Source organism: Streptomyces rimosus subsp. rimosus (assembly GCF_000720725.1).
GTDB classification, from domain to species: domain Bacteria; phylum Actinomycetota; class Actinomycetes; order Streptomycetales; family Streptomycetaceae; genus Streptomyces; species Streptomyces rimosus_A.
Genome location: NZ_JOCQ01000042.1, coordinates 33,875 through 52,794 on the forward strand (window position 1 = coordinate 33,875; position 18,920 = coordinate 52,794).

Below are 18,920 nucleotides of genomic sequence, written 5' to 3' on the forward strand. Positions count from 1 at the left end.
TGCGGGATAGTGTGCCCGCATGACGAACGCGAACATCCCTGCGGGCTGGTACGCCGACCCGCAGGGCACGCCCGACCAGCTGCGCTGGTGGGACGGCTCCCGGTGGACCGAGCACACGCACCCGGGGCAGCAGGCCCAGGCTCCGGCGCAGAACCAGGGGCAGGCCGCCCAGCAGGCACCGGCCCAGGTCCCCGTACCGGCGCACGCGGCTCAGGCGCAGCAGGTGCCGCAGCAGGCGCAGCAGGGCGGGCAGCCGTACGGGCAGCAGGGGTACGGACAGCAGGGCCCCGGGCAGCCGATGCCGCAGCAGTACGCGCCGCAGGCGGCACAGCCGGTGGCGGTGGGACAGCAGGCGCCGGCCGGACAGCCGATGGCGGGCGCTCAGCCCGGGTACGGGCAGCCGGGCGGCGCCCCCGGCGCGGTGCAGTACCAGGTCCAGCAGCAGGCCGGTGTCGCCCCCACCGCCCAGGGCGGCGGGACGCTGTTCACCGAACCGGTCCTGGTGGTGAACCAGAAGGCCAAGCTGATCGAGGTGACGAACGAGTACAGCGTCTTCGACCAGCACGGCAACACGCTCGGCACGGTCGTCCAGGTCGGCCAGAGCACCGCGAAGAAGGTGCTGCGGATCGTCTCCAGCCTCGACCAGTACATGACCCACCGGCTGGAGATCCGGGACGCCTACGGGCAGCCGCAGCTGGTGCTCACCCGCCCGGCGAAGTTCATCAAGTCGAAGGTGCTGGTGGAGCGGCCCGACGGGCAGCCGGTCGGCGAGATCGTGCAGCAGAACGCCATCGGGAAGATCAACTTCGCGATGATGGCGGGCGGACAGCAGATCGGCGCCATCAAGGCGGAGAACTGGCGCGCCTGGAACTTCGCGATCGTCGACCACACCGACTCCGAGGTCGCCCGGATCACCAAGACCTGGGAGGGCCTGGCCAAGACGATGTTCACCACCGCGGACAACTACGTCCTGCAGATCCACGTCCAGCTCCCCGAACCGCTGCGGAGCCTGGTCGTCGCCACGGCCCTGACCGTGGACACGGCCCTCAAACAGGACGCGCGCGGGCTTGGCTGAGCCACGGGGCGGTGCGGCGGGCCCGGTGTCCGGCCATGTTCTCGGCGTGGACTCGGGCGGCTCCGGCCTGCGGATCGCCGTGGCCCGCGCGGACGAGGGGGACGCGCGGCCGCTCGCCTCGTACACCTCTCAGGAGCCCATCGGCACCGGTCCGAGGGGCATGGACGCCCACCAGCTGCTCAAACAGCTGGTGCCCGCGGCCCAGGACCTGATGCGGGACACCGGTGCCCGGCAGCTGGACGCGGTGTGCGTCGGGGCGTCCGGCATGGCGTCGCTCGGCGACGACCTGCGCGCCGAGCTGCCCGCGGCGCTGGCCGAGGCGTTCGGTGTACGGCGCCTGGCGCTGGCCGCCGATGCGGTGACCGCGTACGCCGGGGCGCTCGGCCAGGCGCCGGGCGCCGTCGTCGCCGCCGGTACCGGCGTCATCGCGATGGGCACCGACCTCACGCCGGCGGGCGGCTGGCGCCGCGCCGACGGCTGGGGCCACCTGCTGGGCGACTGCGGCAGCGGCGCCTGGATCGGCCGGGCCGGGCTGGAGGCCGCGCTGCGCGCCCACGACGGGCGGGCGGGTGGCTCGGCCGCGCTGCTGGCCCGGATGGAAGCGGTGTTCGGCCCGGCGGCGGAGCTGCCCGGGGCGCTCTATCCGCGCACCGACCGGCCCGCCGTCCTGGCGTCCTTCGCGCCCGAGGTCGCCGCCTGCGCCGGACACGACACCGTGGCGTCGGCCATCCTGAACGAGGCGGCGCGCCACCTGGTGGAAGCGGCAGCGGCGGCCTGTCCCCCGGCGGCGGGCAGCGCGGTGGCCTTCACCGGCGGCCTGCTGCACCTGGGCGAGCCCCTGCTGGCGCCACTGCGCACCGCGTTCGCCGAGCTGCTGCCGCACGCCCGGCGCGTCCGAGCGGCGGGCGATCCCCTGGACGGTGCGCTGCGCGTCGCAGCGGCGCTGGCGACGGACGCGTTGCGGCTGCCCAGGGATGAGAAGTTGCTGCGGGTTACGGGATAGGTGCACAGGTGCGGCCCGGTCCAGTACGTGGGCAGGGTGTTCGCCCGGTGAGACGGGCGCCGCGACATCCGAGACATATCGGCAATGACGCCCTCCAGCCCTCCAAGCCCCATAAATCCCGAAGTCGTCACGTATCCCGAAGCCTGCGCGCATTCCGTAGCCGTCACGCATTCCGAGTCCTCGCGCATCTCGAAGTCCTCGCGTATCCCGAAACCGTCACGTTTCGCCCGATACCTCGACGCGCTCCCCTGCCGCCACGTGCGACGGCGACATCACACCTACCCGGGCCCGCGCAAGGCGCACTCAAGGGGCGCGGAGCACCATCGAAGGCGCGGGCGCGCGGGCAGGCGTGCGGGCGGTGCGGAACACCCCGTACCGAGCCGTCCGGCATGGTGCCGCTCGTCCGCCCATCCGGGCTCTGACCTGGCCATACGCCGCGCGGGACAATTCGGGACGGATACCTCCCGACCGAGCCCTCCCGCCACGCGGGGGACCTATGAGGCGTTAGCATGCGACGCCATGAGTTCCCCCACTGGGCCCGCACCCGGCTCGCCCCGCTTTGACGAAGTTTCTCCGAGCCCGGGCGCCGCACCCGGCCTGCCTGTACGAATGCCGCGTCCCCGGCAGCCCGGTCGGCACCGCCGACCGGAGCCCGTCGTCGCGCCCGAGGGCGCGCCCGCCCTGGTCCTCGCCGTACCCGGCGCCCCCTCCGCCGCCGCGCGCGGCCTGGCGGCCGAGGTGACCAGCATCGCGCGTTCCGAGCTGCCCGGCCTCGACGCCCGGGTCGGCTACGTGGACGGCGGCGACGAGGAGTTCCCCGCGCTGGAGGCCGTGCTCGCGCAGGCCGCCGCCGAGCACAAGGCCCGTACCGGCGACGGTGCGCAGCCCGAGCAGCAGGGTCCGCCCGCGGTGGTCGTCCCGCTGCTGGCCGGGCCGGACAGCGCGCTGCTCCGCCGCATACGCCAGGCGATCATGAACAGCGGTTCGGCCGCCGAGCTGACCGATGTGCTCGGCCCGCACCCGCTGCTCGCCGAGGCCCTGCACGTACGCCTCTCCGAGGCCGGTCTGGCCCGTGCCGACCGCGCCCGCCTGTTCACGGTCGCGACGGCCGCGGACGGCATCGTCCTCGCCACCGTCGGCGGCGACGAGGCGGTGCAGGCCGCCGGGATCACCGGCATGCTGCTGTCCGCGCGCCTGGCCGTGCCGGTGCTGGCCGCCGCGCTGGACGAGGAGGGCGCCATCGCCCGTACGGCCGACGAGCTGCGCTCCTCCGGCTCGCAGCAGCTGGCCCTGGCCCCGTACCTGATCGGCCCCGAGATCGCCGACGGCCTGGTGGGGGCGGCGGCAGCGGAGGCGGGCTGCTCGGCGGCGGAGCCGCTGGGCGCGTACGGCACGGTCGGCCGCCTGGTGCTGTCGAACTACGCGTCGGCGCTGGGCATCAAGCTGCAGTCGGCGGGCCAGGGCACGCCCGTACGGTGACCGCCGCATGACGCAGGGCCGCTCCCCGCCGGGAAGCGGCCCTGCGGCTTACCGGCGGCGCCCCGCGGCCTGCCGACGGTCCTTCTGCTCATCGGGCGCGCGCCATCCGTACGGGCCCACGCCATCCGTACGGGCTCACGCCCTCCGTACGGGCCCGCCGCCCACCCGCCTCAGACGAACACCACGCACGAAGCGGCAGGCACCTCGATCGAGCCGCCCTGTTCCGGCACTCCGGTGCGGGTGTCGATGGCGAACCAGGTCACGTCGCCCGAGCGCTCGTTGGCGGCGTACAGATGCCGTCCGCCGGGGTGCAGCGCCAGGTCGCGGGGCCAGTGGCCGCCGCACGGGACGGTGGTGACCAGGGAGATCCCTTCCCCCGACGGGTCGATGGCGAGGACCGAGATGCTGTCGTGCCCCCGGTTCGCCGCCCAGGCGAACCGGCCGTCCTGCGAGACGACCAGCTCGGAGGGGTAGTTGTCCGCCGCCTCCCCCGCCGCGCCGTCGCCGGCGTGCCCGTTCGCGCCCGGCGGCAGGATCGCCGTCTCGGTCAGCGGGGTGAGGGTGCCGGTGGTGGCGTCCCAGCGGCAGGGCGTGACCGTGGAGGCCAGCTCGTTGATGACGTACGCATGGCCGCCGCGCGGATGGAAGGCGAGGTGCCGGGGCCCGCTGCCCGGCCGGAGCGGCACTTCGTGGCGTACCCGGAGCGGCACTTCCTGGCGTACGGCGAGTCCCCCGTCGGCCGTCGGAAGTTCGCAGATGCGTATGGAATCGGTGCCCAGGTCGACGCTGAGCAGCCAGCGGCCGGTGGGGTCGGGCACCACGGCGTGCGCGTGCGGGCCTTCCTGGCGGTCGGGGTGCGGGCCGCCGCCTTCGTGCTGGATCACGGCGGCCGGCTCGGCCAGGCCCCCATCGGCCTGTACGGGCAGCGCGCTGACGCTGCCGGAGCTGTAGTTGGCCGTGAGCAGATGCCCGGCCCAGAGGGCGAGGTGCGTGGGGTCGGCGCCGCGCACCGGCACGGGCGCGCCGAGCGGCCGCGGCCCGTGCTCCGTGAGCGCGAAGGCGGCGGCCGCGCCGCCGGACGTCTCGCTCACCGCGTACAGGTGGCGTCCGTCGGGCGCGGGGACGAGGTAGCTGGGGTTGCCGACCTCGTCCGTGGCGTGCAGCGGGGTCAGGGCGCCCGATTCGACGTCGACCGCCGCGGTGACGATCCCGCGCCCGCCCGCCGACGTGAACGACCCGATGTACGCCCGCCGTCCGCTGCCTGTCGTGCCCATCGGCTCCCCGCCTGCCCTTCGTCCGCCCTGCGCGTCGTACGGAGTCGTACGCCTACGCGCTGACGCTAACAGCCCGCCGGGTACGCCAGGAGAGCTCGCCCGGACTCAGGCGTCGGCCAGCGGGGCGCGTGGGTGGCTGCGCAGGGGGGCGGCGAGTTCCGCCAGGGCTCGTTCCAGACTGTGGAGGTGGGCGAGGGCCGGCTCCAGGGCGGGCGGGTGCGGCGCAGCGGCCGGGTTCGCGGCTGCCGCTTCGTGGGCCTGCTGGGGCGTGGTCAGCGCTTCGACGGCGGCTTCCACTCGCTGGCAAGCAGCAGTGAGGCGGGCGTCGTGCGAGGCCTCAGGGTCGGCGGCGATGGACGTCAGGCCACGTACCTCGCGCGCGCAGTCGTCCAGCAGCGCCAGCACCTGCCGCGCGCGCTCCTTGCGCGCACGCATCGGGGCCAGCGGGTGTACGAGCGGCGAGAGGGAGAGCCGTACGCGGCGCAGCAGCAGCTCCAGCTCGGCGACGAGCGGGGCAGGGTCGGCCGTGGCGTTGCCGGCGATGCGCGCGGCGGCCTCGGCGGTGCAGCGGTGCACACAGCGCAGGGCGCGCTGGATCCAGGCGTCCGTCGTGGAGTGCGTCGTGACGGGCAGCACCACCAGGACGGCCAGCATCACGCTCAGCGCGCCGACGCCGGTCTCCGCGAGGCGCAGCGCGAGCAGGCCGGGGTCCAGTACGCCGAGCAGCCCGTACAGCAGGCCGACGAGCAGGGTCACCGCGAGCATGTTCCAGGTGTACGAGACCGGCGACGCGTAGAAGATCGAGAAGACGCAGACGGCGATCAGGGCGGCGGTGGGGGCCACGGCGCCGTGCAGCGGTACGGCGATCAGCAGACCGGCGGGGATGCCGAGGAGCGTGCCCAGCATCCGGCGGAAGCCGCGGACCACGGTCTCGCCGCGCGAGGCGGTGTTGACGAAGATCCACCAGGTGGCGCCGACGGCCCAGTACCAGCGTTCGTGCGAGAGCAGCTGGCCCGCCAGCAGGGCGAAGGCTCCGGCGGCGGTCGCCTGGAGCGCCTGGCGGGTCGTCGCCCGGGCGAGCCCCTTGCCGCCGGACAGGGCCGGTACGGCGGGCGGGGGCGTACGGCGCTCGTAGCACCACAGCCCGAAGCGGACGACCGAGCAGGCCAGGAGGGAGAGCGCGGTGGCCGCGTACAGCTCGGGCAGCTGCTCCGGGACCGTCCGCAGGAACTGGGCCTCGAAGAACGACATGAACGCGAAGATGCCCAGGGCGTTGCCGCGCGGTCCCCACCGGCGGGCGTAGACACCGACGCCGACCATGGCGAGGAAGGCCACGTCCCGTACGACCGGGTGGTCGTGCAGCAGCGCCGCCGCGGCGAGGACCGGGAAGCCGACCACCGGCAGCAGGGCCGTGGAGACCATCTGGCCGCGGACCGTCGTGTCCGCCACGGTGAAGTGGGCGAGCAGCGCGGCGAGCCCGCCCACCACGGCACCGACCAGCGAGTGCCCGACGAGGCCGCACACGGCCACCGCCGCGGCGACGCCCAGCACGGCCCGGGCGGCGCTGCGCAGCCGCAGCCGCCCCGGGTCCGGCGCCATGAACACCCTCTTCACCACGGTTTCCCACCCCTCGTCGAGTCAGCTCGGTATGCCGGCCGCGGACCGGCGCCGCCGCGCAGCGCCGCTTTCCCACATCAAAAAGGCGCCGCGGAATCCGCAGCGCCATCGACTGGCCTATGACAACATCAACACTACCGTTGGCTCAACAGACTCCTTGAGCACTGAGCCATTGGTCCAGCAGGGATGCATGATCGCGGGCCAGAGGGTGGCCAATGGCGCGGCTCACTGCCCGGTGTACGCATCGGCGGGCTCCGGACGCGCCGCCGCTCCGGCGTCCGGCCCGCACCGGACGCGCCAGCCCTCCGGCATCCGGCCCGCACCGGACGGCACCCCCCTCCGGCATCCGGCCCGCACCTCACCCGCGCCCAGCCCGTACCCAACCCCACCCCGCCCCGCGTCTCATCCAGACGTCCACATCGCGGAACACCCCGACCCCGTGCATCCGCCACGCATTACCCTCGTCGTCATGTCCGCACCCGCACGCCTCCTCTGTCTCGCGCTCTTCGCGAACTCGGCCTGGTGCGTCGACGACGGGCTCTGTCGCCGCTGAAGCCTGCCCGCTGAGGCCTGCCCGCCCGTGCCGTACGGCACGGCGCCGGCGTGTGTGAATCCCCCTCCGCTCCCCCCGGGCCCTCCCGGGGCGACGTGCGCCCAGGGGACCCCGGAAACATCCGCCGGCCGCCCCCTCCTTCCTCCCCGCTCACCTTCACGGAGCCCGCTGTGACCACAGCATCCCCTGATCCGATCGTCGAAGTCCCCCGCCCGGCCACGGCCCTGCTCGCCCCCTCCCCCACCTCCGCGCCCCGCCCGGCGGCCCCCGAGGCGCCGCCGGTCCGCCGGGTGCCGCTCGTCGTCGGCCTGCTGATCGCCACGGCACTGACGGGTTACGTCTTCGCCTCGTACGGCGCGAAGCCGGGCGTCCTGCTGCTGCTCGGGCTCGGGCTGGGAGTGGCCCTGTTCCACTCGCGGTTCGGGTTCACCTCGGCGTGGCGGCAGTTCGTCGCCGTGGGCAACGGCTCCGGGCTGCGGGCGCACGCGCTGCTGCTCGGTACAACGGCGACGCTGTTCGCCCTGGTCATCGGCACAAGCACCGGGCTGTTCGGCTCGGCGCCCGCGCCGTCCGGCGGGCCGCTGGGCGTCGGGCTGCTCCTCGGCTCGTTCGTGTTCGCCGTCGGCATGCAGCTGGGCGGCGCCTGCGCCTCGGGCACGCTGTTCGCCGTGGGGTCGGGGCAGACCTCGATCGTGCTGACGCTGGGCGGTTTCGTCGCCGGTTCGACGCTGGCCGCCTGGCAGTTCGATCTGTGGAAGGACCTGCCGGCGTACGAGCCCGTGGTGTTCGCCGACCACATCGGCTGGTTCGGGTCGTGGGCCGTCACCCTTCTGGCGCTGGCCGTGATCGTGGTCGTCAGCCGGGCGGTCCAGGCGCGCCGCAACCCGCCGCCGACCGGCCCGGTGCCGTCGGCGAAGTCCACGGCCGCCCGGGTGCTGCGCGGTTCCTGGCCGCTGGCGGCCGGTGCCGTGGTGCTGGCGGTGCTGGGCGGCGGCGTGCTCCTCGTCTCCGGCGGCGCGTGGGGTGTGACCAGCGCGTTCAGCCTGTGGGGCGCGAAGCTGGTGAGCGCGCTCGGCGGGCATCCGGAGACCTGGTCGTACTGGCAGAAGCCGGCGAACGCGCACGCGCTGTCCGGTCCGGTGCTGGCCGACAAGACGAGCCTCACGGACATCGGCATCATGATCGGCGCGGCGGTGGCCGCCGCGCTGGGCGGCACCTGGGCGCTGCACCGGGGCACCCCGTGGCGTACCGCGGTCGCGGCCGTCGTGGGCGGCGTGCTGATGGGCATCGGCGCCCGGCTGGCCGGCGGCTGCAACATCGGCGCCTACCTCGCCGGCATCGCCTCCGGCAGCCTGCACGGCTGGATCTGGGGCGCGACGGCCCTGCTCGGCACCTGGGCGGGCCTGAAACTGCGGCCCGTCTTCCGGCTGGCCAACCCGAAGCCGGGGGACGGCGTCTGCTGACCAGAAGAGGGGTGAGGGGTGAGGGTGAGCCGGTGAGCGGTGAGCCGGTGAGCCGGTGAGAGCCGAGCGGTGAGCGACGGGGACCAAGCCCCGTGAACGGGCCGACAGCCCGCCCCACACCCCCACCACCAGGCCATTGGTACAGTCAACGGACCCCACCCCGCCCCTGAGGAGGCCGTTGGCCCATGGCCGTGGACACGCTCGACGCGAAGATCCTGCGGCTGCTGCTGGAGCAGCCGCGCACCAGCGTGCGGGAGTACGCCCGTATCCTCGGCATCGCCCGGGGCACCGTGCAGGCGCGGCTGGACCGGCTGGAGCGGGACGGGGTAATCACGGCGTACGGACCGCGCCTGTCGCCCGCCGCGCTCGGCCACCCCGTACTCGCCTTCGTCCACATCGAGGTCACCCAAGGGCACCTGGAGGACATCGCCGAGGCGCTGGCCGAGGTGCCCGAGATCATCGAGGCGTTCTCCACGACCGGCGGGGGTGACCTGCTGACCCGGGTGGTCGCACGCGACGCGGCGCATCTGGAGGACGTGATCCAACGGTTGATCAGCATGCCGGGCGTGGTGCGCACGCGCACGGAGGTGGCCCTGCGCGAACGGGTGCCGCACCGGATGCTGCCGCTGGTCGAAGCCGTGGGCGGGACCGCCGGACCGCGCTGAGGGCCCTGTTGGCATGCTGGGGCCATGAGCACTTCCACCAGCGCTTCTCCCGCCCCGGCCGCGTCCGGCCCCGGCTCCCCCGCCCCCGTGATCTTCGACCTGGACGGCACGCTCGTGGACAGCGAGCCGAACTACTTCGAGGCGACGCGCAGCGCGCTCGCCCGGTACGGCGTCACCGGTTTCACCTGGGAGGACCACATCCGTTTCATCGGCATCGGCACCCGCGAGACGCTGGAGGCGCTCCAGCGGGAGTACGCCGTCGACGCGCCCCTCGACGACCTGCTGGCCGAGAAGAACCGCGCCTATCTGGAACGGGCGCGGGCGCACACCGAGGTGTTCCCGGAGATGCGGAAGCTCGTGGAGCTGCTGCACGCCGCCGGGCACCCGCTGGCGGTGGCCTCCGGCTCCTCGCGGCACGCCATCGAGGCGGTGCTCGGCAGTACGGGGCTGGACGCGCAGCTGACCGTGCTCGTCTCGGCCGAGGAGGTCGGGCAGGGCAAGCCCGCGCCGGACGTCTTCCTGGAGGCGGCGCGCCGGCAGGGCGCCGCGCCGCGGGAGTGCGTGGTGCTGGAGGACGCGCCGCCCGGCGCCGAGGCCGCGCGCCGGGCGGACATCCGGTGCATCGCGATCCCGTACGTACCGGAGACGGCGACGGACCCGGCCTTCAGCGGCGCCGGGCTGCTCTTCCCGGGCGGCCAACGGGAGTTCACGGCGGAGGCCGCCTACCGGTGGATCACAGCGGGGAAGAGCTGACGGCCTACGCGCCCTCCGTGGCCACCGCGATCCGCACCACCGATCCGGTCTCCAGCGCCGCCCACATCGCGCCGTCCGGGCCGAGCGCGATGCCGTGCGGCTCGGACGCAGGGTCCGGAAGGTCGTACACGTCGATGCGTCCGCTGGTGGTGATGCGGCCGATGCGGCCGGCGCCCCACTCGGTGAACCACAGCGCTCCGTCCGGGCCCGCGGCGATCGCGTGCGGGCGGGACGACGGGTCCGGCAGCGGGAACTCCTCGACCGTGCCGTCCGTGGTGATGCGGCCGGCCTGGCCCGCCGCGATCTCCACGAACCACAGGGCGCCGTCGGGCCCGGGCGCGAGGCCCACCGGGCCCGCGCCCGGCGTCGGCAGGTCGTGGAGCACGGTGTCGCCGTCCGGGGCAATACGGCCGATGGCGTTGGCCTGGTTGGCGGTGAACCACAGGGCGCCGTCCGGACCCGTCGCGATCACCGAGGCGAAGGCGCCGCGTACCGGCAGCGGGTACTCGGTGACCGTGCCGTCCGGCGTGATGCGGCCGATGCGGTCGGCGGCGGATTCGGTGAACCAGACGGCGCCGTCCGGGCCCGCGGCGATGCCGAGGGGCCCGGCATCCGGGGTCGGCAGGGTGAAGGACTCCACCTTCGCGCCGCCCCCGGCGGTGCCGCCGGGCACGAGGCGGGTGACGCGGTGCTCCTTGAACTCGGTGCACCACAGCGCGCCGTCCGTCCCCGTGGCGATCATCGTGGGCCCGCCGGTGGCGGTGTGCAGGGGGTAGCTGGTCACATCCCCCGCCGTGGTCACCCGCGCGACCCGCCCCTGGTGCACGAGCGTGCACCACAGCGCGCCGTCCGGCCCGGCGGTCAGCGCGTACGGGCCCGCCTCCGGACCGGCCACGACGAACTCCTGCAAGGTCACCTCTGGGCGGGACGGCATGTGCGGGATCCTTTCGGCACGAATGGGTACGGCGGGGCCGGGTGGTTCCCGTACGGTACCCAGGCCCCGCGGGCAAGACTCCGCCGCACCTCCGGCGAAGCCCCGCAACCGACGTCCCGTCAGCGCCTACGGTGTCAGCCGACCTTCACCTCATACGCGGTGGTGTCCAGCTGCGCCTTCCCCGTGAAGGCTTCCGTACCGGCCTCCACCCCGCTGAGGTAGTCGTCCGGCGCCACCGCGCCCCGCCGGACGAGTGCCTGGAGGAAGTCGTTCAGGTCGAGGTCGGAGGCCGTGGTGTTGCCGACGCGGACGAAGGAGTACACGTTCCAGTCGGTCCGGCCGATGTACAGGTCCCAGGCGGCACCGGCGATCTTCACCCGCTGCTGCCGGGTGCCCAGGGGCGCGGCGCCGCCGCCCTTGGCGAGCCACACCATGACCTCGTGCTTGGGGCGGCTCTGCCAGTCCGTGTCCGGCCGGTCGTGCAGCCACAGGTCGTACGCGACGTTGTACGCGCCCGGCCTGGTCTCCTTCACCTTGTACGACCACTTCGCGCGGACCGGGGTCTTCGCGGACACCCGCACGGGCAGTCCGGTGGCCTGGGACTTCCAGCCCCAGTGCCAGCCCAGGACGCTGCTCGCGTACGACTTCACCGACTCCGGGGCGCCGGTCCAGTCGTGGTTGGTCCCCCAGCCGATGGTGTTCCCGGACTGGTACGTGGCCCAGGTGCAGGTCCAGCCGGAGCCGCTGCCCGCTCCCCAGGTGTTGTTGTTGAGCCAGTACTTGCCCATCGGCGTGGACTCGTTCGGCGCGCAGCCGTCCGCCGCCCGTGCGGGGTGGTTGTCGGTGTCGAGCGCGAAGAGGGTTCCGCCGCCGAGTGTGGCGGCGGCGAGCAACGCGATGAGGAAGCGCTTGCGGGACGAGCGGTGACGGCCAGGTGCTGCCATGGGACGGCCTGCCTTTCGGTCGGGTCAGTGCTCCCTGGTTGCCGCCGCCCCGCAAAGGGTTGCCCGTACGGCCGTACGGTGTGCCGTCGACGAGCGCCGACGGCCGGCTCGTCCGCAGAAATCCGCATCCCCCGGCAACCTTTCCGGGACCGGCGGCAACTGAGGGGCTGACAGAGTGTTCCCGATCAAGGAAGCCCGCCCCGTGCCCACCCTTCTCCCCCGCCCCGGTCACCGGCCACTGCTGCCGCAGACGGAATGGCAGGCATGAGCCCGTCCACCCTTCCGATGAGCATGAACACCTCGCGCAGCGCCGCCGCCACCGGACCCGCCCCCGCCACCGGTGACGCGTCGGCCGAGTTCCACGCCTTCTTCGAACGCCATCACGCCGAACTGGCCCGTCTGGCCCACCTGCTCACCGGTGAGGCGGACGCCGCCGACGACCTCGCGGCGGACGCGCTGCTCGCCCTGTGGCACCGGTGGGACCGGGTGCGCGGCGCGGAACACCCGGTGGCGTACGCCCGCGGCGTGGTCGCCAACATGGCCCGCGGCCGGATCCGCAGCACCGTGCGTGAGCGGCGCCGGATCGCCCTGTTCTGGTCCCAGCGCTCCGAGCGCGCGGACGGGCCCGATGTGGCCGCGGTCGTGGACGTCCGCCAGGCGCTGGAACGGCTGCCGTTCCGCAAGCGCGCGTGCGTCGTCCTGCGGCACGCGTTCGACCTGTCGGAGCGGGACACCGCCCTGGCCCTGGGCATCTCCGTCGGTACGGTGAAGAGCCAGACCTCCCGGGGCATGGCGGAGCTGCAGCGGCACCTGGGGATGGGCGCCGCGGACGACCTCTCCGGGAGGGGGAAGTGATGGCGGACGAGAACCTGCGCGAACGGCTGCGCGAGGCGGCGCGGGCGCACGAACCGGACCGTGCCCGGATGCTGGCGCGGGTGGAGCGCGGCATGGCGGACTCCCCCGACACCGGTACGGAGCGGCGCCGCCCGGCGCGGGCCCGCCCGTGGCCGCGGATCGCCCTCGCGGCCGCCGCGGCGGTGGGGGCGCTCGTGGCCGGTGGCTACGCGGTGGCGACGGCCGTACGGATCCCGGAGCCACCGGGGAAGGTGACCACCCTCCCGGTGCCCCCGGCCGGGCCGGGAGAACAGCGGCCGGCCTCGCCCCCCGCGCCGTCCGCCCCGGGCGGCGGCGTGCCCCGCCCCGAAAGCGGCCCGCTCTGGTCGGACGGCTCCGTGGACCCGCACAGCAACGCCTACTGGGCGCAGAGCAACGTCACGGTCCAGACGAAGCGTCCGCTGACCGCGCTCACCGTGGAACTGCGGATCGCCCAGACCGGCGGCGTGCACGACACGGGGCACTGGAGCACGCTGCCCCCCGCCGACTTCACGGTGTCCGTGGGCGAGCGCGACGGCGTGCTCGTCTACCGGTGGACCCTGAAGGCGGGGCGGACGGTGCCCGCCGGGCGGCATGTCTTCGCGGGCCAGTACAACCACGCGGAGGGCGGGCGCGACGCCAAGGACGATGTGTACACGGCGACGGCGGAGGGGCCGGGCGGGCCCTGGCGCGTACAGGGGGTCTTCTGACAGGGGGTCTTCTGACAGGCGGCCTTCCGACGGGCCGTTGTGGGAACCGGGCCGCCGTGGAAGCCGGGCCGCGCCTCACTTCTTCGCGCGGCTCGGCTGCACCCGCTTCGGCTCGCCCTTCATCTTCGGGTGCTCCGGCGGGTACGGCAGGTCCCGCAGCCCGTGCTCGCGCTCGTCGCGGTCGGCGAGTTCGAGCGCGGCCTCCAGGCGGCACGGATGGGCGTCCATATCGGCGTGCAGGTCGCCCAGCTCGGCGAAGCGGGCCGGCATGGTCGCGAGGTCGAAGTCCTCCGGTACGGCGTCGGGCAGTTCCTCCCAGCGCAGCGGCGCGGACACCGGCGCGTGCGGAAAGGGCCGTACGGAATAGGCGCTGGCGATGGTGCGGTCCCGGGCCGTCTGGTTGTAGTCCACGAAGATCCGGGCGCCGCGCTCCTCCTTCCACCAGGAGGTGGTGATCCGTTCGGGGTCGCGCCGTTCCAGCTCCCGGGCCACCGCGATCGCCGAGCGCCGGACCTGGGTGAAGGTCCAGTCGGGCGCGATGGGGACGAAGACGTGCAGGCCGCGTCCGCCGGAGGTCTTGGGCCGGCCGGTGAGGCCGAGGCCGTCGAGGACGTCGCGCAGGGCGAGGGCGGCCCGTACCGCGTCCGCGTAGCCCGTGCCCGGCTGCGGGTCGAGGTCGATGCGCAGTTCGTCCGGGTGCTCGGGGTCGCCCCGGCGGACCGGCCAGGGGTGGAAGGTCAGACAGCCGAGGTTGGCCGCCCACAGGACGGCGGCGGGCTCGGTGGGGCAGATCTCGTCGGCGTACCGGCCGCTGGGGAAGGAGATGCGGCCGGTGGGGATCCAGTCGGGGAGGTTCTTCGGCGCCCGCTTCTGAAAAAACGATTCACCCTCCACTCCGTCGGGGTAGCGCTCCAGAGTGGTGGGCCGGTCCTTCAGCGCGCGCAGGATGCCGTCACCGACGCTCAGGTAGTAGCGGACGACATCGGCCTTGGTGAAGCCGCGCCGAGGAAAATAGACCTTGTCCGGATGCGACACCCGCACCGTCCGCCCGCCCGCACTCAGCTCCAGCGACTCTGCCATGCACCCAAGCTAGGCCGTACGGGCACCCCCCGCCCGTCGGCGGGCGCGTACCACCGGCCGCCCGCGCGCGCCATCGCACAATCGCCCTCATGGACCTTCCCGTGATGCCCCCGGTGGAGCCGATGCTGGCGAAGGCCGCCCCGGACATTCCGCCCGGCATACAGTACGAGGCCAAGTGGGACGGCTTCCGGGCCATCGTCTTCCGCGACGGGGACGAGGTCGAGCTGGGCAGCCGGTCGGGCAAGCCGCTCACCCGGTACTTCCCCGAGCTGGTCCAGGCCCTGTGTACGGAGATCCCCGCGCGCTGCGTACTGGACGGGGAGATCGTCATCGCTCGGGAGGGGCGCCTGGACTTCGACGCCCTGCTGGAGCGCATCCACCCGGCCGATTCCAGGGTGCGCCACCTGGCGGAGGTCACCTCGGCCTCCTTCGTGGCGTTCGACCTGCTGGCCCTGGGCGACGAGTCGCTGATGGCCACGGCGCAGCGGGACCGCCGCGAGGCCCTGACGACGGCGCTGCGGGACGCCGCCGACCCGGTCTTCATCGCGCCGGTCACCGACGGCCTGGACGTGGCGCGCGAGTGGTTCGAGCAGTTCGAGGGCGCCGGGCTGGACGGCATCGTGGCGAAGCCGCCCGGCATGCCGTACCGGCCGGGACAGCGGGTCATGGTCAAGACGAAGCACGAGCGGACCGCCGACTGCGTGGTGGCGGGCCTGCGCCACCACAAGAGCGGGCCGGTCGTCGGGTCCCTGCTGCTGGGCCTGTACGACGCGGACGGCCGGCTCCAGCACGTCGGCGTCTGCTCGTCCTTCCCCATGCGCCGTCGCGAGGAGCTGATGGAGGAGCTGGAGCCGCTGCGGATGGAGTCCGTAGCGGGCCACCCGTGGGAGGAGTGGACCAGCGAGGAGGCGCAGGCGTCGGGACGGCTGCCCGGCGGCCCCAGCAGGTGGGCCGGGAAGAAGGACCTCTCCTGGATTCCACTGCGCCCGGAACGCGTACTGGAGGTCGCCTACGACCACATGCAGGGCGACCGCTTCCGCCACACCGCCCAGTTCCGCCGCTGGCGCCCCGACCGCGAGCCGGAACAGTGCACGTACGCGCAGTTGGAGGAGCCGGTGCGTTATGACCTGTCCGAGGTGCTGGGGGCCTGATCCTGGCTCTGTCCTGCGCTACGCGAACTCTTCCTGCAACTCGGCCACCACGGCCGCGATCCCCTCCACCGTCGGCGCGTCGAAATACGCCGACAGCGGGACCTCCACGCCGAGCCGGTCGAGTATCCGGGTCGATATCTGGGTCATGGTGATCGAGTGGCCGCCGAGGTCGAAGATGTCGTCGGTGTCGGTGAGTTCGGGGAGGCCGAGGACCTCGCGCCAGATGTCGCGGACGGCTTCCAGGGGACTGTCCGCCGCCGACGGCTGCGCGGCCGTCTCCTCGGGCGGCGCGGGCAGCGCGGGCCGGTCCAGCTTGCCGTTCGGGGTGGTGGGCAGGGCTTCGAGGGCCACGAAGACTTCCGGGACCATGTACGGGGGCAGCGCCGGCGCCAGATCGCGGCGCAGCCGGCCCGCATCCGCGGCGCCTGCGTAGTAGCCGATCAAACGGCCGTCCCGTACGGCGGCGGCTGCCCGGTCCACGCCCTCCAGCGCGAGCAGCCGGGACTCGATCTCGCCCAGTTCGATCCGGTAGCCCCGGAGCTTGATCTGGTCGTCGGTCCGGCCGAGGAAGTCCAGGCGGCCGTCGGCGCGCCGGCGCGCCCGGTCGCCGGTCCGGTACATCCGGCTGCCGGGCGGGCCGAACGGGTCGGGCAGGAAGCGTTCACTGTCCAGCTCGGGGCGGCCGACGTAGCCGCGCGCGAGGCCCGCCCCGGCGATGTAGAGGTCACCGGGCAGACCGGCCGGTACCGGCTCCAGGCACTCGTCGAGCACGTACACCCGGGTGTTGGCCAGGGGACGACCGATCGTCACCTCGTCCGTTTCGGTGTCGATCTCGTCGTATGTTGACCAGATGGTGGTCTCGGTCGGTCCGTAAACGTTCAGGAGCCGGCCGACCCTCGGGCGCAGCCGCCGCGCGAGCGTCGGGGGCAGGGCCTCGCCGCCGGCGAGCGCGGTCACGGCGGGCGCGTCGAAACCGTTGTCCAGGAGCATCGCCCAGCCGGTCGGCGTGGCCTGGACGTGGGTGATGCCGTGGCGGGCGATCAGGTCCGCCAGTGCCGCGCCGTCGCGCGTGTCGCCCGCGCCCGCCACGACCACCGTGCCGCCGGTGACCAGCGGCAGGAACAGCTCCAGGCCGGAGATGTCGAACGAGACGGAGGTCAGCGCCAGCCAGCGGTGGCCGGGGCCGGAGCCGAGCAGGTCGCGCAGGGACAGCAGGAGGTTCGTCAGGGACCGGTGCTCGATCTGTACACCCTTGGGGCGGCCGGTCGAGCCGGAGGTGTAGATGACGTAGGCGAGGTCGGCGGGGGCGGGTGACGGGAGCGGCGTGTCGGCAGACAGCGGCTCGCCGTCGGCCACGACGGCTTCGGCCGACAGGTCGGCGTCGCCCAGTTCGTGCGCGGCGTCGGCGTCCGCGAGGACGAACTCGATGCGCTCGGGCGGGTACTCCGCGTCGAGGGGGATGTAGGCCGCACCGGCCTTGAGGACGCCGAGGAGGCCGATCAGGAGGCGCTCGGAGCGGCTCGCCCGTACGGCGACGAGCGCTCCCGCGCCGATGCCCTTGGCGCGCAGACGAGCGGCGAGGCGTTCCGCGCCGGCGTCCAGCTCCGCGTACGTCAGGCGGCGGTCGGCGTGGACGACGGCGACGGCGTCGGGCTGCCGGGCCGCCTGTTCCGCGATCAGCTCGGGGACGGTCCGTGCCGGGTACGCCACGGCCGTGTCGTTGAGGCGGGCCAGCACCCGGTCGCGTTCGCCGGTGTCGAGGAGGGGCAGCCCGGCCAGCGGCGTGTCCGGATCGGTGGCCGTGTGGCCGAGGAGGGTCAGCCAGTGCCGCGCCAGGCTCTCCGCGTGCTCGCGGGCGATGGACTGCGGCGGGTACTGGAGCAGTACGTGGAACGCGTCCGGCCCGTCGACCAGTTCGATACGCAGGGCGTTGCGGGCGGTGTGGTTGGAGGGCGTCCAGTCCGCCGACACGGTGAGCCCGGGGAAGTCCGGCGCGGGCCCCGGGCGCCGGTACGTGAGCGAGACCGGCGCGAGGGCGACCGCCGGCTTCACGCCCGTGCCGGCGCGGCCGAGCGGTACGTCGCGCACCCGGTACAGCTCGCGCAGCCCGGCCCGGGTGGCGCGGGCGAACTCCGCGAACGTCAGGCCGGGCTCCGGCGCGGTGGTGAAGGGCAGTTCGTTGACGTGCACGCCGATGTGGGTCTGCTGCTCCGGCGTACGGGTGCCGAGGTCCAGGGCAGTGACCGGCGCGCCGTTGCCGTAGCGGTACAGGAGGGCGTGCAGGGATGCGACGATCAGCTCGAAGCGCGTGATCCCCAGGCGTTCCGCGAGCGGCGCGAGCCGGGACCGCAGGTCTTCGGGGAGGCGGAATGCGGCGGATGCGCCGGGCGCCGCTCCGTGGGCGGGGCGCTCCAGGCCGGGGAGCACCACGTCGCCGTCGCCGAGCGGGTGCCGTGCCCAATAATCGCGCGCTGCAGGCAGCTTGGCGGCGATCCGCGCGTCCTCCGCGCCGATCGGCTCGGCGGGCGCGGGCTCCGGCGGTACGGGGGTGCCGTGGCCGGCCTCCGCCCCGTAGAGCGCCGCGAGGTCGGCCGCGAACAACTCCATCGAGTGCCCGTCGAAGACGAGGTGGTGGGCGACGACCAGCAGCCGGTGTTCACGGGGGCCGATGATCTGGAGCACCAGGCGGCACAGCGGCCCCTCGGCGAGGTCGAACGGCGCCGTGATGTGCTGCCGGGTGGCCTCGGCGTCGGCCCGCTCGGTCGTCAACTCGGGCCGTACGGACGCCGGGACGAGGTAGGGGGCGCCGTCCCGGTTCTCGACGGCGCTGGTGAGGTCCGGGTGCCTGCGCAGTACGGCGTCGCAGGCGCGGCGCAGCGCGGCGGTGTCGAGCGCGCCGTCGAAGTGCAGGGTGAAGGGCACGTGGTGCACGGCCCCGCAGTCGTCGAGCTGCTCGTTGAACCAGATCCCGCTCTGGGCGGCCGAGGCGGGACGCGCCTGCGGCCGGGCCTGGATCGGGGAGCGCGGACGTGCTGGTGCGTCGGACATCGAACAGCTTTCTTCAGCGCTGCGGCCGAGGGTGGTCCCCGCCGATGGAAGCGCTCTCAATCTGCCTCACTGCAGCTGGGATATGCAACTTTCTGTGCGAACTTCATCGCTTCCCGAAAGATTTCCGGCGAGTTTGCCGGGCGCCGGGACACGGTCGCCCGAGGCGCCACTCAGGCCGTCCCACACGGCCGTTCGCGCTTCCGGGCCGTCGTGGAACGCCCCGGCGGACCGGTCAAACACGGAACATACGACCATTGACACACTCCGCAGCACTGTTCGATCATCTCGGGGTCACAAA

The 18,920-nt window shown here is 73.8% G+C and carries 15 protein-coding genes; 9 read left to right on the plus strand and 6 right to left on the minus strand.

The annotated features are described in order from the left end of the window. The first annotated feature begins 19 nt into the window (after positions 1–19). From IH45_RS0122320 to IH45_RS0122330, 3 genes are all read left to right on the plus strand, one after another. On the plus strand, positions 20–1,075 hold the full coding sequence (locus tag IH45_RS0122320) for a phospholipid scramblase-related protein (RefSeq protein ID WP_030671117.1): 1,056 nt from the start codon (positions 20–22) through the stop codon (positions 1,073–1,075). Next, positions 1,068–2,078 carry an N-acetylglucosamine kinase gene (locus IH45_RS0122325; protein WP_050515071.1) on the plus strand — a complete coding sequence of 337 codons (1,011 nt, stop codon included), beginning with the start codon at positions 1,068–1,070 and terminating at the stop codon, positions 2,076–2,078. Before IH45_RS0122320 ends, IH45_RS0122325 begins: the two co-directional genes overlap by 8 nt. Before the next feature lie 519 nt (positions 2,079–2,597). Further along, on the plus strand, positions 2,598–3,557 hold the full coding sequence (locus IH45_RS0122330; protein WP_394298696.1) for a sirohydrochlorin chelatase: 960 nt from the start codon (positions 2,598–2,600) through the stop codon (positions 3,555–3,557). Positions 3,558–3,727: 170 nt separating this feature from the next. Here the strand turns inward: IH45_RS0122330 and IH45_RS0122335 are convergent, their stop codons facing one another. Together IH45_RS0122335 and IH45_RS0122340 are read right to left on the minus strand one after the other, a co-directional pair. After that, positions 3,728–4,831 carry a lactonase family protein gene (locus tag IH45_RS0122335; protein ID WP_030671125.1) on the minus strand — a complete coding sequence of 368 codons (1,104 nt, stop codon included), beginning with the start codon at positions 4,829–4,831 and terminating at the stop codon, positions 3,728–3,730. Positions 4,832–4,936: 105 nt separating this feature from the next. Then, complete coding sequence (locus tag IH45_RS0122340; protein WP_030671127.1) at positions 4,937–6,448, minus strand: FUSC family protein; 1,512 nt, start codon at positions 6,446–6,448, stop codon at positions 4,937–4,939. 723 nt (positions 6,449–7,171) lie between these two features. Here IH45_RS0122340 and IH45_RS0122345 point away from each other — a divergent pair. The 3 genes from IH45_RS0122345 (at position 7,172) to IH45_RS0122355 (ending at position 9,882) form a co-directional block, all read left to right on the plus strand. Then, on the plus strand, positions 7,172–8,464 hold the full coding sequence (locus tag IH45_RS0122345; protein ID WP_030671130.1) for a YeeE/YedE family protein: 1,293 nt from the start codon (positions 7,172–7,174) through the stop codon (positions 8,462–8,464). Between the two features lie 185 nt (positions 8,465–8,649). Further along, entirely contained in the window at positions 8,650–9,129 is a 480-nt protein-coding gene (locus IH45_RS0122350; RefSeq protein WP_030671133.1) for an Lrp/AsnC family transcriptional regulator, read from the plus strand. Positions 9,130–9,153: 24 nt separating this feature from the next. Next, positions 9,154–9,882 (plus strand): HAD family hydrolase, encoded by a 729-nt coding sequence (locus tag IH45_RS0122355; RefSeq protein WP_078897715.1) that lies wholly within the window; start codon positions 9,154–9,156, stop codon positions 9,880–9,882. 4 nt (positions 9,883–9,886) lie between these two features. On the opposite strand, the gene IH45_RS0122360 is transcribed toward IH45_RS0122355, so the two are convergent. Then, positions 9,887–10,816 carry a Vgb family protein gene (locus IH45_RS0122360; protein ID WP_030671139.1) on the minus strand — a complete coding sequence of 310 codons (930 nt, stop codon included), beginning with the start codon at positions 10,814–10,816 and terminating at the stop codon, positions 9,887–9,889. 134 nt (positions 10,817–10,950) lie between these two features. Further along, positions 10,951–11,760 carry a GH12 family glycosyl hydrolase domain-containing protein gene (locus IH45_RS0122365; protein ID WP_050515072.1) on the minus strand — a complete coding sequence of 270 codons (810 nt, stop codon included), beginning with the start codon at positions 11,758–11,760 and terminating at the stop codon, positions 10,951–10,953. Between the two features lie 291 nt (positions 11,761–12,051). On the opposite strand from IH45_RS0122365, the gene IH45_RS0122370 reads away from it, so the two are divergent. Both IH45_RS0122370 and IH45_RS0122375 read left to right on the plus strand, forming a co-directional pair. After that, complete coding sequence (locus tag IH45_RS0122370) at positions 12,052–12,615, plus strand: SigE family RNA polymerase sigma factor (RefSeq protein ID WP_050515077.1); 564 nt, start codon at positions 12,052–12,054, stop codon at positions 12,613–12,615. Continuing rightward, entirely contained in the window at positions 12,615–13,343 is a 729-nt protein-coding gene (locus IH45_RS0122375) for a hypothetical protein (protein ID WP_030671148.1), read from the plus strand. Before IH45_RS0122370 ends, IH45_RS0122375 begins: the two co-directional genes overlap by 1 nt. 75 nt (positions 13,344–13,418) lie before the next feature. Here the strand turns inward: IH45_RS0122375 and ligD are convergent, their stop codons facing one another. Next, a complete protein-coding gene (gene ligD, locus IH45_RS0122380; RefSeq protein ID WP_030671151.1) occupies positions 13,419–14,423 on the minus strand; it encodes a non-homologous end-joining DNA ligase in 1,005 nt (334 codons plus the stop codon). An 89-nt stretch (positions 14,424–14,512) separates the two neighbouring features. Between ligD and IH45_RS0122385 the strand changes: the two genes are divergently transcribed. Further along, positions 14,513–15,574: an ATP-dependent DNA ligase gene (locus IH45_RS0122385; RefSeq protein ID WP_030671154.1), complete on the plus strand. Its 1,062-nt coding sequence runs from the start codon at positions 14,513–14,515 to the stop codon at positions 15,572–15,574. Between the two features lie 18 nt (positions 15,575–15,592). On the opposite strand, the gene IH45_RS0122390 is transcribed toward IH45_RS0122385, so the two are convergent. Continuing rightward, positions 15,593–18,622 (minus strand): non-ribosomal peptide synthetase, encoded by a 3,030-nt coding sequence (locus tag IH45_RS0122390; RefSeq protein ID WP_050515073.1) that lies wholly within the window; start codon positions 18,620–18,622, stop codon positions 15,593–15,595. Positions 18,623–18,920 lie beyond the last annotated feature (298 nt).